At 45.5% G+C, this 17,256-nt stretch carries 12 protein-coding genes; all 12 read right to left on the bottom strand.

Features of this window, described 5'->3' with window-relative positions:
- Positions 1–7: 7 nt before the first annotated feature.
- The 12 genes from flgM to H509_RS0104080 all read right to left on the bottom strand — a co-directional run bounded on the left by flgM (position 8) and on the right by H509_RS0104080 (position 17,249).
- Entirely contained in the window at positions 8–283 is a 276-nt protein-coding gene (flgM, locus tag H509_RS0104135; protein WP_028543956.1) for a flagellar biosynthesis anti-sigma factor FlgM, read from the bottom strand.
- A 357-nt stretch (positions 284–640) separates the two neighbouring features.
- Positions 641–1,042 (bottom strand): TIGR03826 family flagellar region protein, encoded by a 402-nt coding sequence (locus H509_RS0104130; protein ID WP_028543955.1) that lies wholly within the window; start codon positions 1,040–1,042, stop codon positions 641–643.
- A gap of 117 nt (positions 1,043–1,159) precedes the next feature.
- A complete protein-coding gene (locus tag H509_RS0104125) occupies positions 1,160–2,035 on the bottom strand; it encodes a ComF family protein (protein ID WP_028543954.1) in 876 nt (291 codons plus the stop codon).
- 97 nt (positions 2,036–2,132) lie between these two features.
- Positions 2,133–4,322, bottom strand: a complete 2,190-nt coding sequence (locus H509_RS0104120; RefSeq protein WP_028543953.1) for an ATP-dependent helicase ComFA — start codon at positions 4,320–4,322, stop codon at positions 2,133–2,135.
- A 267-nt stretch (positions 4,323–4,589) separates the two neighbouring features.
- Positions 4,590–5,033 carry a hypothetical protein gene (locus tag H509_RS0104115; protein WP_028543952.1) on the bottom strand — a complete coding sequence of 148 codons (444 nt, stop codon included), beginning with the start codon at positions 5,031–5,033 and terminating at the stop codon, positions 4,590–4,592.
- 107 nt (positions 5,034–5,140) lie between these two features.
- The gene (locus H509_RS0104110) at positions 5,141–5,863 is read right to left on the bottom strand and encodes a response regulator (RefSeq protein WP_028543951.1); all 723 of its coding nucleotides are present in this window, start codon (positions 5,861–5,863) and stop codon (positions 5,141–5,143) included.
- A 4-nt stretch (positions 5,864–5,867) separates the two neighbouring features.
- Positions 5,868–7,028 (bottom strand): sensor histidine kinase, encoded by a 1,161-nt coding sequence (locus H509_RS0104105; protein ID WP_028543950.1) that lies wholly within the window; start codon positions 7,026–7,028, stop codon positions 5,868–5,870.
- Between the two features lie 121 nt (positions 7,029–7,149).
- Entirely contained in the window at positions 7,150–9,876 is a 2,727-nt protein-coding gene (locus H509_RS0104100; RefSeq protein WP_028543949.1) for a stalk domain-containing protein, read from the bottom strand.
- Positions 9,877–10,290: 414 nt separating this feature from the next.
- Entirely contained in the window at positions 10,291–14,643 is a 4,353-nt protein-coding gene (locus H509_RS0104095; RefSeq protein ID WP_028543948.1) for an Ig-like domain-containing protein, read from the bottom strand.
- A 134-nt stretch (positions 14,644–14,777) separates the two neighbouring features.
- Positions 14,778–15,980, bottom strand: a complete 1,203-nt coding sequence (gene metK, locus H509_RS0104090) for a methionine adenosyltransferase (RefSeq protein WP_028543947.1) — start codon at positions 15,978–15,980, stop codon at positions 14,778–14,780.
- 181 nt (positions 15,981–16,161) lie between these two features.
- Complete coding sequence (locus tag H509_RS0104085; RefSeq protein ID WP_028543946.1) at positions 16,162–16,446, bottom strand: alpha/beta-type small acid-soluble spore protein; 285 nt, start codon at positions 16,444–16,446, stop codon at positions 16,162–16,164.
- A 302-nt stretch (positions 16,447–16,748) separates the two neighbouring features.
- The gene (locus H509_RS0104080) at positions 16,749–17,249 is read right to left on the bottom strand and encodes a hypothetical protein (protein ID WP_036696045.1); all 501 of its coding nucleotides are present in this window, start codon (positions 17,247–17,249) and stop codon (positions 16,749–16,751) included.
- Between the last annotated feature and the right edge of the window lie 7 nt (positions 17,250–17,256).

Below are 17,256 nucleotides of genomic sequence, written 5' to 3'. Positions count from 1 at the left end.
CACCTTCTTACTTCTTATCCTCACGGAATAACGGAAGGAGCTTCTCGGCAATCTTGTCCGCTTCAACGTGGTATGTTCCTGTTGATACTGCCTGCTTCAGCTCCTGAATTCGGTCAGCGCGATTCGAATCCTGAACACGATTTTGTGCGTTTAACATCTGCTGCGCTTCCGTAGAAATGGAAACCTCGTCCTTACGTGTCTGTGCTTTGGCGGAGCGTTGCATCGCCTGCTGGCGCTGATATTGCTGCGCTGCCCCAATTCGTTGCGTATCATTAATCTTCATCAGTGTTCACCTCATTCCAAATGTAACAAGCTCTCTATACGGGTAGTTTTAAAAGTTAGTTGATTGTGTATGGTGGATAATGTTGTGTTCAGTGAATATTGTGGCTTGTATCTCAAAAGTTGTGGCTGTTATTTAGAAGCTTGTCAACATAAACGTCTCTATATGAAAGCTTATCATAACAGTATGTCTCCATGCATAAGCAATATCCAAACCTGCACAACAAAAGATATCTGCAAAGGTATATTGCCCTTAAAGAACAACATAAAGCCGATAACCTTTACTAAGATTATCGGCTGATATGTAACAATTATTTAGTTTTCGGCAAAAGAAATGACTTGACAATTTAAAGTTTTTTACTTAATTTTCTGAAATTCGGTAAGTCCCTGTACTGTGCTTATCCGATGCTGCATTTGCATTGCTGTTGTCTTGCTTTGCCCGCTCCAAATCATTCATCAAGCGACGTCTGCAATTCTCGCACATATGTCCATCACGAATAAATTCACCGCACACCTCACACGGATAAGCCAGATTCGGCATGTTCGCTACCGAAATACGGCCCTCACGAATAAACTGTGTGATCTGGCGTGTGCTCACACCTGTCTCATCGGATAATTCTATCACGGTCGCTTGCCGATTCTGGCGTAAATAATCAGCACAGCGAGTGTATTCCGCTTCTATATCTCTTGCGCAATCTTGGCAGATATTACGATATGCCTTGGCGAACAGCTTTCCGCAGCGGTAGCAATTACTTAACTCCATACGATACCCTCCCACTGTCATATAGCTACATCATAGCGCAACATTTGACAGAAAACGAGAGGGAATCATGAAATTTGTTGATCATCTCTTTAGGCTTGCCATTTCCTCTACCGGATGCTAAGCACGTGCCCACGTATAACTGGTTATAATTGCCTTAGTCTCACTTAACTTCATCCCCCTTTGAATCGCGTATGCGCACGCTCGAAGCGTATTTCCAGTCGTATATACATCATCAACTAGCAAAATGTGAATCGGCTGATTCCGCTCATTAACGTGACACAATTTAAGCTGCTCGGCAGCACGCTCATCCCAACGATAGGTATGATCCAAACTTCGTTCTCGACCCGCACGTGACTGCTTGCTTTGATGACCATAATCGGTTATCCGAACAAGACAACTTATAAGGGGGCGACGCCAAGTTGTTGCCAGACTAGACGCCAGCACCTCTGCCTGATTGAACCCGCGCTCTTGAAGACGCCGTTGTGATGTGGGGACAAACGTAATCCAATCTGGCCATGAGCTTCCATGATGTTGGTTCAACCATGCCCCGACTATACTCCACCACGTTCGTTGTTGTCTTTGCTGCGCATGAAGCTGTACTCCTGCTGCACGCATTAATGGCTGATATTGATCGAGCATCATCCCTGCCATTACGTGAGCATAACCCATATGACCTTTAAACTTGAATTGAGTTAACCAATCCTTCATCTGCTCGTTATAGTGTACAACGCTGCGATTGCACGCAAGTCCGTATGGCGCAAGCGGCCGACGAAGACAGTCTGAACAACGAATACTCCGGCCACAGCTTACACACCCCATCTCCTGGATGAGCGGGATCGTTAAGTAACAATTCCGGCACAGCTGCTCCCGCCATTTCAGTGTACTTGTCCCATCTCGGTAAGGGCTTTGGCTTCCACCGCTTGCTTGCTGACCACAAACTAGGCACACTCCTCTGCGAGGTATACTCATTCGTTCGTACCATCCACTCATCATACTTAGAAATTTCCACCTCCAAGCCTGCTAGCAAGCTCTATGCAGCAAGTGAACTTGCTTTAAACGTGATCGTGCAGGCCTTCCCTTAATACAACTCTTATGAAGTTGCTGCACATAAATAACCTCGATTACGCGCAATTCGATTCATACGTCTAATTTGACGTACAGCATCTCGTTGCGAACGGGTCCACTGCGGTGCACCAAAACAGACGACACCGCACGGATCATCCTTTGATCGTCCAGCCCGCCCTGCCATCTGGACTAAGGAAGATTCATCGAAGAGTGAATGATCCGCATCGAGAATAAAGACGTCGCTTTTCGGCACAGTTACACCACGTTCCAGAATTGTCGTCGTAACGAGGATACGAATCTCTCCCTGCCGAAAGCGACGTACTTTATCCGTCCGCTCTGGGTCAGCAGCGGACGTGCCTGCTACAGGCTGCTGCGGGAACACAGCACGCAGCAGATCCACTACGCCATCAATATGGCGTATGCGCGCAACAAATATAAACAGTTGCGCGCCCCTGTCCACAGCACGTCGCAGCGTAAGCACGACGTGCTGTGGCAGCTGCCCGCGTGCGATGCAGCGGGCTACACCTGGCATCGCCATCCGCGAGGGAACCGGCAGCGGATGGCGATGATACCGCACAGGCACAATCGCCTGTGCGAGTCGGCCCCGCTTCACGGCGCGCTGCATCGCCTTAGGCGGCGTAGCCGACAAATACACAAACGTGCCGCTTGGCGCGCAAGCCCGCTGTGCTGCACGCTCAAGCATCGGATTGTTATGATAGGGGTACGCATCCAACTCATCCACAACCATCAAGTCAAACGATTGATAAAAGCGCAGTAGTTGATGCGTCGTCGTCAACGTGATGTCCCCTTTCGACCAACGCTCATCACTTCCGCCATATAACGTAACGACACGTGCTCCCGGAAACGCCTTCTTAATTCTTGGCTGTAGCTCTAACACAACGTCTCGTCTAGGCGTTGCAATACATACCTTTTGTCCCCTATCGAATGCATAGGCTGCCATCGGGAACAACATCTCCGTCTTGCCAGCACCTGTGACGGCCCACAACAAAAACTCCCCCTTACTTAAATCCGTATTCCCTTCTCGACTACGCAAATAACGAAGTGCAGCCCTGCTCGCCTCCTTCTGCGCTGTCGCCAAGCTATACCGATCAAGAAGAAGCTCCATTTCATCGGCCGTCATCCCCTGTACCCTCGCTTGCTGATGCACCCCCATTCGGGCTTCTCCTATTTTAGGCTTCGTTACGCCGAGAACTAACAAGGAGCACGAGCGGCTTCTCGCCAAGTTTAAACAAGTTAAGCAAGTATAACAGGCAGAGGAACCACAACTGGCACAAGCAGAAAGTTGCAGTTTCTCCTTTCTGCTGCCACATCGACGGCAATGGGCTTCTGATTCACATGCCCGGGGCTTCACACTTCGTCCCTGTCGTATATTTCCGTGGGCAAGCAATCTCACTGCAGGCAAACTGCGACCTACCAGACGCTTGACCTGTTGGCTAAAACGAATCCATCCACTCGTTCTCTCCCCTGTCGCAACGCCGTTCGTCAACTCAATCTCCCCCTGTAACATGCCCAACTGTAATATAGAACGCAGCAACTCGAGGTTTATTTCATATCCATTCGCCCTCATTAAAGACAATACTTCCGCCTCCATTAGCGCCCTGCCTTCAATTAACGGAGCTAAGCGAGCACACATCTTTTGAATGTATCTCATTTCCGATCGTTCACTCATCTTCCATCCCACCGTTGACTGCCTGTCCTTACACGGTTCATAACGGGCAGTTCCTTCCGCAACCCTGCTTTGTACTGAGCCTGATATTGTCACGTCACTCGTCTCATACCGCATGCCACAATGATGAGATTCCACGATGGTATCCCTTACTCTCAGGTCTTGAATCAACTCAACACGGAGCGGCTGTAGGCTCCATTGCGCTCGACCTTCTTCGCCCCCTAGCCACTCCGAGTACGAAGAAAGCATACGAGCGACGTAAGCCTTCCATTGCTGTTCCTCCCAATCATCCATACAATGTTCCGATACAAACCGTTGTGTCATCTGAAGCGCTATCGAAAGGGGTAGGACCAAATGTATAATGGTCATCTTATAAGCGCACCTTCCTAATCCCTCATCGTATGCGTCTCCTCCCCCGATTGCTGATTTTGCAACCATGCTCCAGTACTGAACATCTACCCAACTATCTAGTGTGAAGCCCATCTGCCACCCTTCATTTGTTCTCACCCAATACAGCTGTACTTGCATTCCTCACAACTCCTCTACAATAATTTTGTAACTGCACTCACTACTTCTAAAAAGACGCGAGATAGTCCTTTACTAACTTTTTTCTATAATTTCCCACACACAACGTACATATCAACAGTTGCATGACACGACAAAAAAGCACACCCGCTCCGACTTCTAGTCAAAAGCGATGTGTGCTTCACATCTTCATTCTATTCAATTCATACACTTTAATGAATTCGCTGTCATTTCCCTCTCCGGCGACGTCTCCAATTCCATAGCGACGTCTTATAACGAGCTGCCCACCATAAAGGGAACTTTACGCCAATCTTCCTTACGCTTCAGATACAGGACTACTTGCAGTTCTTCCACCTGTCTCTTCTTCTCCAGCAGCGCGACCACTTCCATCTGTTCCTTCACACTGCTCACATTCATCATATCACATGTCACATCATAACGTCTTGCGATCCGCCATACAATATCGATTGTCGCATCTATAGATCCGCTGTCCACCATCGTGAGATGCAATCGTCTCCCTTTTAACCAGGCAAACCAGCAGTAGGCACGAACAATCCACTCCATGTGCCGCTCATCATTATGCGTTGCCACGATAACATGCATCCACGGCACAGGCTTATCCCCGCGCAATTTATTGTGCAAGTGGTGCATCAGATGAACAGTCGCTACTGCCACCCCGTAGCATCCTACAATCCATAACAGCATTGCGATCATGCGGCCCACCTCCCTATAACCAAGTGTATGCCGCAAAATGTGCTACGGTGACGGACAAGCGTCGCCAAATTTCGATTTTTTTACAAGTTGTACCTCATACGAATGGACTACAGTGTTACCCAGCCGTTCTTAATGGAGTTGATTACCGCTTGCGTCCGATCATCCACTTCCATCTTCTGTAAAATACTACTAACATGGTTTTTTACCGTCTTCTCGCTAATAAACAGGAATTCACCAATATTTTTATTGCTTTTGCCCTCCGCCATTAACCGAAGAACTTCTGCTTCACGCCGCGTAAGTGGATTATCCTCCATGTTGTTCAGACGAACACCATTCTCCTTTGATGCATCCTGCTCCATAACCCCACGCTCGTCTAGCAACGTCATACGTCGAAGCTGTTGAATCAGCTTGCCTGTCACTTTAGGGTGGATATACGCGTAACCCGTCACGACCGAACGGATCGCATTAATTAAAGATTCCGCTTCCATATCCTTCAACAAATAACCAGATGCACCTTTGCGCAACGTTTCGAAGACATAACTTTCATCGTCATGAATGGACAGTATAATAACCTTTACGTCTGGAAATATGTCCCGCATCCGTTCTGTTGCTACAACACCATTTTCAATTGGCATATTAATATCCATTAAGACGACATCAGGTACTTCATCATTACAAAATTCAAGCACCTGAATGCCGTCCCCGCATTCCCCGATCACTTCCAAGTCCTCTTCCATATTTAAAATGCGCTTTAATCCCTCACGAAACAGCTGGTGATCGTCAGCAAGGAGCACTCTAATCTTGGATTTCCCCGTCTTGCGATTCTCCATATGCTTACTCCTCTCTCTTGTCCACATTCGTTGGAATTAGTATTATGATCTGTGTCCCTTCATTCTCAGTTGAATGAATTTCCATCTGACCTTCCAACAATTCCACACGCTCACGCATGCCTATCAAGCCAAAGCTAGTTTGTTCTTTCCCCTTAAGCTCCAGCGAATTCAAATTAAATCCGCGTCCATTATCCTCAATCATCAACCGGATTTCATCTTGATCATATGTAATCTTACATGAAACGTAGGATGGATCTGCATGTTTGGCGGCATTGCTGAAAGCTTCCTGAACCAATCGGTACACAGCAGCTTCCATAGCGGATTTAAGTCGATTCTCTTTCCCCTTCACTTCAAACGAGGTGCGGATCTTGCTTTTCTCCTCAAAGTCATGAACAAACTTACGCAGCGTAGGCACAAGTCCCAGATCATCTAGTGCCATTGGCCTCAGGTTAAATATGGTTTTACGTATCTCCTCTAGTCCCATCCGAACCTGGGATTTCAAGTCTACTATTTCGTGCTGCACCATTTCAAATTCCTGCTTCGACAGCATTCTTTCTACAATTTCCGTCCTAAGCACTACATTAGCAAGCGATTGAGCCGGTCCGTCATGAATTTCTCTTGCAATTCGCTTACGTTCCTCCTCTTGCGCCAATATAATCTTAAGGCCCAGAAGCTGTCTATTCTTAGCAGACTCCAAAATCCGTGTTAACTGAGATAAGTCACCCGATAAATATTCCAATGCTACATTCATCTGCGAACCGATTGTTTCGGCTCGTTCGATTGAGGTTTCTACATTTTTTAATCGTTTCTGTAAGTCGTCGCGTCTTGTCTTAAGATAGCTCTCTTTCTCCCTGTATATCAGAAGCTCGACCTGCAACTGCGTAGCCCGTTCATACGCCTGCTTGCTGTCCTCCTCCGCATACTTCATGAAGTCGCGACTGACTTCAGTCAAACGCAAACGAGCCAGACGAAATTTTCGTTCCAGCTCGTCTACCTTATCGCAAATGCGAGCCGTTTCTTCCATCAGCTCATGCATCTGATATTGGAGAGCAACCGCCTCATCGCGTGCCGAATCCAGAATCTCATAAATTTGGTACTTGCTATCCTGCATCACTTGAATGGCATTCTTTATGACGCGGTCAATTTCATCGACTTGTTTCTCCACTTACGTTCCGTCCCCTTATTGAGATAAGTCTCTATCCAGGTCTTTCTCAGTAAGATCGACCGCGTGTAGAGGTGGCTATACGTTAAGAATGATTGGTTGTTTCATCCCTTATCATACCACATCAGCGTATCGTAATGGACTTCGACTTTATATCCCAATTTATGACTAGGCCTAATTGTTCGGAAACTAATCTTAATGGGACTAATGTTCTATTTGAACGTAACACAGGAGCTACTTCAGACTTATTTCTTTTGCCATTGCTTATAAATTCTTTAGCACCGACCACTAACTCGATATATCGGTCCCCACGAAGCACAGTCACTTTCCTTGCCGCACTGTTCCAAGTTGATTTCCCGCCAAATTCGTCCAAAATCACTTTAACGGGCACGTAAGTAGAATTATGGAGCACAATTGGCGCAACATCCAGCTTCTTGTCTTTGCCGTTTACGGAAGCTGTCTTACTGTTAACTGTCAGCTTCATATCAGCACTTGGAAGACTGATGGAGGACCCCGCAGGCATATGGGCACGAATATTATCAAATGCGATCTCGCCTACTGCTGCACGCTCGTCTTGACCGTCCTGCAAGTTCACCACGTATAAACGTTCCAACGTAAGGTCCCCTGAGGCGCCAATACTAGACATATCAACATTAATCGTCTTCCAGCCGGACCAATCTATATATTTGGATACATCATGTAAGTACTCTTTACCGTTCTTATCTGTAAACTTGGCGCGGAGCCAGTTCATGCTGTTATCCCCGTACACATCGATTTTCATCGATGTTGGCGTCCCTCCGAGCGGGAGCCCAGCCCCCCCATTTAAAATCGCATAGGCAAACTTATTAGCAGCACCTTTGGACATGTCATAAGTCAACTTTACAACTTTATCCGCGGCAGATCTACCTTCGTAATTGCCCACAATCGAGGCGGTTCCAAACGTTGATTCCTTAGGGAGCCCAGCGAAGCTTGGAGTCAAAGCGGTTTTATTAAAATCTTCAATAAGCTTTTCGGCGCCAACCGTGACAGGGATCATCGTCTTAAAGCCATCATAGTTAGCAAATGCATATCCAATCTGGGACCCTTCAGGCACCTTTGTCACATGAAGAACGCCATCCTTAACATTTCCGCTAAACCCTTGCAATTCCCACGTCACGGATGCCTTTGGCACATTAACCGTCGTTCCGTCCTTTAGCTTAGCCTTTACAGGTAACGTCACAGCAGTTCCCGCTACAAGAGGCGCTCCAGAAGCTGCGATATACAGCTCATCAAGCGAACTTGCCCCGATCACCTCTACGTCCTTGGTCGTCTTGGCAGACCCTGATTTAGCTACTACTTGTGCCTTTCCGGACTTCTTCGCTACAAATGAAGTGCCGTTCCACACGAGTACGCTATTAGATGAGCTCCAATTCACGTTCGTATTAGACGCATCAATTGGATTGTAATATTGATCGTAAGCCTTCATTGTATAAGAGGCTTCTTGGCCTATAAACAGCTTTTCAGAGCCAGCGAGCATCATTCCTTTGACTTCACCCTTCGGAGCCGTCGTAAAGATGCCTAGTCCATTTACAATCGCACGTTGTGTTGAACCTGTCTCTGTATCATGTGACAATATTGTGCTCGTCTCCGCCAACGGACGATGCACCATCGTAGTTGATCCGCCGCCATCCAAGTTAACAGCTTTCCAGACGTTTGCCTGTACGAGCGCCTTTTGCATTTCAGCCAGTGTAAGGCCAACACTACTGTCATTTTTCTCTACCGTGATAATATACGCATAGCGTCCATCTTTGGAATACCCTACTGCTGTACGCGCACGTGCACTACTGCCGCTGATCGAATCCGTATTACGCGTAAATCCGGATGCCTTGCCATTTTCCACAAGCAATGTATGTCCACCGATCATCATTTGAAATTGACCGGGGTCGACTTGCTGGCCCGTCGTCTGAGAATTCAAATGATATTTTGCGCTCACAAGCATTCCCACCTGCATATTTTGGCGCATATACTCAGCAGCTTTCCCATGCCCACGCAGTATGTAACCATCTTCTGGAGCCGTCATCGGCAAAGAAGACATTTCTGACAACCGTTCAACAACCCCATTGCGGACAAGCACCTCGGTTGGTGTCGTCGAGCTCTTTGAGGGACGCTCTTGATTTTTCCATGCGCTCGTATAAATGTACATGGTGTCCATGTGGCTATACTTTTTGTCCGGTTCTGTCATATACGTCGCTTTATTAATCCCCGCCAGAGGAAACGTCGAGCTGTCTTCTCCCTGCACGTAACCTTCAAAGCGATACTCATCTATGCTTGGCTTGCCCTCTTTGGTGACGGCAAATGCATACATCCCCTTTAGAGCGGATGGGCTCGATACCATCGCCCCTCCAGCAATAGCTCCGCCTAGCGGCACGCCTTCCAAGCCGGTGTTGTAGTAATCACCGTTAACACCTGCTACAGCGCCTGTATCCTTGACCATCCCCGACACACTTTGACGCGTCGTTAACTGTCCACTCTTGCCTGTCATCGTGTCCAGCTTTAAATATGGATTAGACAGATCCGCTTCGATAATGTTTAATTTGGCAGTTGCTGGCTTGCCACCGCGTGTAGTAGTAAATTGATAATGAATCAGCCGAGCCCCTGACGTAATGATTTCCTCACCAGTCTTAGTTAATTGTGAAGCAGCCATAGAAGCTGCACTTTTACCATTCTCTCCATCTGCCTTCACAACAGATGCGAAGCCATATCCAGGCGATAACAGCATCGCCCCCGTAATCAACATAACAATCCATTTCGAACAACGCGACTTGCGACGCGTTCCCTTCGTGTTCCCCATTTCGTTTGTTTCACTCCCCATGATGTCGTGCTTTATGCTTGTTGAAGCATCGGCAACAAATTAGTTCAGTTCTACTACTCTTGGCTGAAAGTCACGTTAATGTCATTGATGTCTATGAATCTCATTATCTACTAGCTTCTTTTACTCCAGTTGTGCGCACATCAAAAATGAAACTCTCCGCTATCCATCGTGAGCATGTCATCAAAATATGGAGACCTAGTTAAATTACAGGAATTATCATATACTCATCCGCACATATCCAGATTATATATAGCCCTATTACTAATAGACTCATAGAAGAGGAAAAAAGTTTCGTTTTTTTCCATTTGAAGTTCATGAAATGCTTAAACACTAAAAAAGCTAGCACTTTCACTACCTGTTTGTGACAGGAGTGGAAGTGCTAGCTTTAAAATAAATTACGAAATGAAGTTATACTTACATAAAATCAATTTTCTGCATCATTCGCTTAATCATAACGCTTGCTTGCGCACGTGTAGCCTGGTCGCGCGGTCCAAATGTATCCTTCGTCATCCCTTGAATGATACCAACCTCAAGCATCTTAGCTACAGCATCCTGGGAGCTTGTATTAATTTGCTTGCGATCTTTAAACTTGGACATCCATTGACTTGCCGACTGCGACAATTTCACCGAGTTTCCTGTATGCGTCATCGCACGGTTCATCATGAGTGCCATCTGCTCGCGTGTAATCGGACTGCCTGGTTTAAACGTCCCATCTACATTGCCTGTTATAATACCAGCCTTTACAGCCGCCCCAATATAAGGTGCGGCAGTGGATGTACCAGATACGTCACGGAAACGCTTTGCCGCTTCAAGATTGCCATCCAAGCCAATCCCCTTCGCAATGAACACCGCAAATTCTTCACGTGTAATCGCCTTATTGGGCTCAAACTTGCCGTTTTGACGAGCCGTCGCTACAAAGCGGCCTGCAAGTGCGTTAATATCTGACGCTGCCCAATGGCTGCCCACATCCGAAAACGAACGTGTACTACGCGCAATCGCTATTGCACCATTCGCATTTAGAATGCTGTTCGTAACGCTAACGCCACTTTCTGATTTCACTTTGGTAGGAACATAGGCTAAGCCCGCTCCTGTTCCTACGTCAACACGTACAGCAGAGATTTGAGCTGCTGTTACAGCTGAAGTCAATCGATTGCTCACGTTTGTTTTAGCGACTACTGGAGTAGCCCTAGCAGCCGGATAACTCGTAAATGCAGACAAGTTAAATTGGTAAGGCTCCGTTATAGCTGCGCCAGCTTCATTACGAATCGCAGTAGCTAAATACGTCGATTGCTGGCTTGGCTGTTGCTCAATCTGGAACAGTAACGTCGCGTTACTTGCTGTTCCGTTTAACTGGCGTCCAATCTCGGAATACGGAATATTTTGCAATGCAATGGTGTACAGCCAATTGCCGTAGCGTACGCCAATCTCGAGATCCTTGTCAGTCCTCGACATATCCTCAAGTGCCTTTACCGGAATCGCAACAATAGCTGCTTTCTCGCTCTCAGCGAGATCCAAGGCGACCACTTGGCGACCGTTGCGGGTCGCATAGTCCAAAACGCCCTTCCACTGCGCGTCATTTACGTTGTAGCGGTTTACGTATTGGCCACTTTGTGTACGATCAGTTGTCTTTGTTGCCGCTGCTGTGTTGACCAGGAGCATATCTTTCAGGAACAAGTTCCATGAAGCCTCCTGTGTATACTGTGGTACCGTACCTGTGCCACCGTTGTTATTGTTACCGCCTGTAGTCGTATTTGTTGCCGTCATGTTGGAAAAACTGCGAACCTTGCTGCCGTTCAAGTCCATTAATCCGTTAGAATACGGCGCCGTATACGTGACTACAACCGTCTCGGTTGATGCAGCCGCAGACGATAAAGTCAAAGTAACAATCGAATTGTTGACTTGTACCGAACGAATCGATCGAATCTGATTGCCTACTCGTACCGAGAAGTAACTTGATGATGGTACTGACTGATTATCCAGCTGTTTATTAAAGGTCAATGTAATAAGATCATTTGTAATCGTCGCTTTATCCACTTGTGGATAGCTGGAGTCTGTCACGTTTCCTACTGTTAGCAAGCTAAAGGCTGCTGCTTGATTGTTAGATAAGTCGGTTATTCTAGGATAACCAGGTACATATGACAAGGTTACGGCGTCATTTTTAGAAGAAACCGCTGATGCTAATGTGAGTATAACCTGATTGTTCCGAACTTCAACTTTATTCACGTATCTGGCCTTATCATTAACCAATACAGAATAGTGACTTTTCATCGGTAAGTTATCAGGATTAATCCCTTCATTATAATTTAAGATTAAACGTGTTCCTTCAACTAATGTAGAGACTAGCACAGGAGGTTTAGTATCCATACCATTTCTAATATAGATTGGGCCAAAACCTGTTAGAGTGCCATCGTACCGATCTTTTAGCGGATAAGCTCCTGGCTGATACTGTAAGGTAACAACTTGTCCGTCCGTAATTCCTTGATTTAGTGTCAACGTCACAAGTGATCCTGACCCTACAATATTAACAGGCTGTCTTACAACACCGTCTATGGAGACGTTAAACTGCGATATCCCTTTAGAATCAATATCTTTTAAAGAATCATTAAAAGTTAATTGAATAATACTCCCTGTTGCTACTGCGTTAGTTATTTTTGACATCGAATTTTCAACTTTATTTGTAACCTCACGATTAGAGAAACTTGCCGCACGATTTCCATTGATATCTTTAAGCGGGGCAGTTCCTTGCGTATACGACAACCTTATATCCTGACCTATAGCAATACCACTTTGTAGATATACCTGTACCTTTTTGCCAAATACATATGTACTCATTAATGGCCGATCCTCACCGTTAACGGTAAGCTTAAAGTTCGTCGACATAGGAACACTGCTACTATCCAAATCTTTGTTATAAGACAGCTCTACTACATCCGACTTCAGCATCACAACTGACTCTAATGTAGGTGGTACTGTATCAGGAACTAATGTCGTAAAGCTCCAAGCGTTGGTCATGCCTGGATAATCATTCCCTGCCAGATCCTTGACTGCTCCCCTACCAACATCAACCGTATACGTAGATCCACCTACCAATGCAGATCTCGGTTTAATACGCACAACACGCTTATTGTTAGGATCAACTACCACATCTGCTGTCGTACCGTATCCATTTCGTTTAAGTGTAATACTGCCAGTACCAAGCTGTACTTCTTTATTCATCGTCATGGTGATCTCAGTGGCCAATGGTACATTTTTAGAAGTATCTGTAGGATAGACATAAGCAATTGCTGGCACACCTGTATCCTTTGTTACTCGGAAGTTCCATTGGCTTGTAGAAATACCATTAAACGAGTTACCGTAAATATCACGGAAAGCACCGGCATCTACTTTTACACTATAATTTTGGTTATCTTGAAGATCTGTTGATAAATTAATTTGTATGGTATCAGACCCACCACCTGTAACATTCGTTGAGCTCGCACCAAACGTCATGACAGGATTGCTTCCATTGTAGATCGTAATGTTGCCTACACCAGGATAAACGGGCTTATTAAATGTTAATTTAAGCGTTGGACGCACGGCTACCCCTGTAGCGTTATTAGCTGGCAATAACGAGGTAAAGGTTACTGGCGCTTGATTCTGACCAGCCTCAGTCGTAAACTGCCACGTGCTTGACGTCTGAATGCCTGCAAATGGAGTATTGTCTGAGTCCATAAATGCACCTGAGTCGATCAGCACATAGTATTCCGTATTTGCATCTAAACCTGTAACGTTAATTTTCGCTGTTCGGCCACTGATCGCTACGTCGTTAACACTGATCGTTTTTGCAACGTTATCTTTTAATCTCTTAATATAGACGTTGCCCTGATTTTTAAATATATCTTCGTTAAATTCTAAACTTAATGTTGGATTAACGGACACCCCGCCAGCTAAACGTTGGGGAACATAGGATACAACCGTTGGAGGTGTATTATTAGCAGACACCGTCTTAAACTTCCATTGGCCCTTAACGATCTCAGCAGAGCCTTTACCACCTGCATCCACAAATGCCCACGCAGGCACAACTACATGAATCCCCGTCTGGTTAGGCAATGAGAATGGTCCATTTAACATAATCGTGTTTGTCCCCGACCCCGTAACACGTGAATCTGTTACCGGAACAGAAGTTAATTGAACTCCATATTCAGTCTCAATCGTAATGCTACCTTGGTTGGCAAATACAGGCTTGTTAAACGTAAGCGTTATTGGAGTAGTTACCGGTACTCCTACTGCATTGTTGAGCGGACTACTCCCTGTTAATAACAATGGATTGGTGTCCACATCCGCAGCCGTTTTAAAACGCCATTGTGCGCCACTTTGGATACCCACATATGCCCCTGAAGTCCCTTGAAAAGCATCAGCAGATACGAGTATGTAATAATTAGTATTTGCTTGTAGTCCATTTACATTAAACTGTACCAGGCTTTGTGTAATACTCGCTTGGGCAGCTGGAATGGCCACCACTTCCGCATTAGTTGATGCTTGATGTATCGTAATCTTTCCTGCTCCAGCAGTCACATTTTCTGAAAAGTTAATGGAGAATGAGGAGCTAAGCTGTACACCTTCCGTTCCGGAAGTAGGTGAGAATGAGACTACATTAGGGCCAGTTGCCAAAATGCTGACTTCCTTCACGCTACCGGCTGGTTTAGCTGATACCGTAAATGCAAGTGTTCCTTGCAAAATAAGCATTGCAGCTAACATAACCGATATATATCTTTTCATTTGCTTCATTTGATTTTTCCCCTCCGACAAATAAAGACACTCGTACTTCTATATTCGGTAATATCTGTGCAAATGTTTAGAGTTACGCAAAAAAACCTCCGTTCCTATTCAGGAGCGGAGGTTCCGAGTTATGATTGCGGTTATTACAATCCAGCACCTGCACGAAGCACTTCCGCTTTATCAACACGTTCCCAAGGAAGGTCAATATCTGTACGGCCAAAGTGTCCATAAGCTGCTGTCTGTTTGTAGATTGGACGACGAAGATCCAGCATCTTGATGATTCCAGCTGGACGCAGGTCGAAGTTCTGTTCAATCAGCTCTTCCAGCTTCTCTTCAGCTACTTTACCTGTTCCATACGTGTCCACGTTTACAGATACTGGACGCGCAACACCAATAGCGTAAGCCAATTGGATTTCACATTTGTCAGCCAATCCGGCTGCAACGATATTTTTCGCTACGTAACGTGCCGCATATGCAGCAGAGCGGTCTACCTTCGTTGGATCTTTACCAGAGAAAGCTCCACCGCCATGACGGGCATAGCCGCCATACGTATCTACGATGATCTTACGACCTGTAAGACCAGCATCACCTTGCGGTCCACCGATAACGAAACGTCCTGTTGGATTGATGAAATACTTCGTATTCTCATCCAGCCATTCAGCAGGTACAACCGGTTTAATTACGTGTTCTTGGATATCGTTCTGAATCTGAGCTAGCGTAGCATCCTCAGCATGCTGCGTGGATACAACGATCGTATCTACACGAACAGGTTTGCCTTCGTTATATTCAATCGTCACTTGTGTTTTGCCATCAGGACGAAGATAGTTCAAAGTTCCGTTTTTACGAACTTCTGCCAATCGGCGGGAAATACGGTGAGAAAGAGCAATTGGTAAAGGCATTAATTCAGGCGTCTCGTTGGATGCAAATCCAAACATCAACCCTTGGTCACCAGCTCCGATATTTTCCTTCTCATTTTTAACGTCTTCTTCCGTACGTGTCTCAATACCTTCATTAACACCTTGAGCAATGTCAGGAGACTGCTCGTTTAACGATGTCAACACTGCACATGTGTTATAGTCGAATCCATATTTCGCACGTGTATACCCGATATCTTTAATCGTGTTACGAACGATGGATGGAATATCAACATAATCGGCTGAGGTGCTAATTTCACCGATAACAAGCACAAGGCCTGTAGCAACGGAAACTTCGCACGCAACCCGAGCATTCGGGTCATTTGCCAGAAAGGCGTCCAATACCGCATCTGAAATCTGGTCACAGATCTTATCTGGATGTCCTTCAGTAACGGATTCGGAAGTGAACAAGTGGCGTCCTTTAATAGACATTGGACTCAACCCCCCATACAAATAATGTGAGCTTTCCATAATGGAAAGCCTAGACAAAAAACGAACCTTTCCCATTTTGGAAAAGGTTGTTATACCAGCCTTCGAGAAAACATATTACGGTATTTGTCGGTGCATGTCAATGAAAGATATGAAAATAGTTTTTCCTAATTTTTCTTTACAATTAAATGAGAGAGCCGACAGATTGTTCGGCTTGTGAAATTAACCGTTTTGTGATCTCTCCACCAATTGAACCAGCATCTCTTGAAGAAAGATGCCCCCAATTTTCACGACCACCCGTATAAGATGATGAGTGTGATAGCTCCCCAAATTCCGTTCCAAACTCCGTATCCCCGTAACCTGAAGGACTACTTTTATATGTTACAGGTAATCCTAATTCTGCTGCAATTTCATACTTCATTTGATACAAAGCAGCTTTGCTTGCAGGTACTAATTTATTTCTGGACATCTTATTTCCTCCTTGATTACTACATTTTAATGAGTTGTTCTGTAATCACCCAAGCTCATTTCCCGTCATCTAAGGAAATCGCTTCTGATCATGAGCATGTACAGCACAGTTAATGATGTAATCTTAGTATGTACTTTAGAGGTTTGAGCACCCGAAGGAAATAATGTGATGGTTGTAAAAAAGAAGAAGCGGCCATTTGGCCGCCCTCCTTTGCGTTTAGGTAATTATGTTAGGAATAATTCTAGCCGATTCATCTCATCATAACGACATGTCCATGTTACAAGATGAATCCCACTAAAGAATTACTCTTTGACGGTTTGAACTTCATAACCACCTCGAACCGTAACAACTACACTGTTCTTAGGCGTATCCTTAGCAGCAATGCCACGTCCGTCACGCGGAAACATAAGCAAGTGATTGCTTGGCGCGTCCATGCCCTTGGTGAGATCTTTACCATCCGTTAAATCTGATACACCACTTGCATCTGAGCTGAAGATTTCTGCCTTGCCCGCACGGATCACAAATTCTGCACCGGCCTTTGCTATCAACTGCTGTCCTGGCTTAATCGTAACGATCTTTAGCTCATTACTCGAAGAACTGCCATTGTCTGTGTTACTGCCTGTTCCATTCTCATTTCCACCGTTGAGCTTCGCAATCTGTTCGTCAACATAACTCTTAGTCACCAAAGGATCTTGGGAATCGCCTGGTTCAGCACTTAAAATTCCGGACATTTGAATTACCAAACTTCCAACAATAACAATTGAAAATGCAATTAGAGTTACCCATTTTATATTCTTACTCATACGCACC

Source organism: Paenibacillus taiwanensis DSM 18679, assembly GCF_000425125.1.
GTDB lineage: Bacteria > Bacillota > Bacilli > Paenibacillales > Paenibacillaceae > Paenibacillus_B > Paenibacillus_B taiwanensis.
Note: the sequence above shows the minus strand (reverse complement) of the source record. Positions and strands in the feature narration are given on the sequence as shown.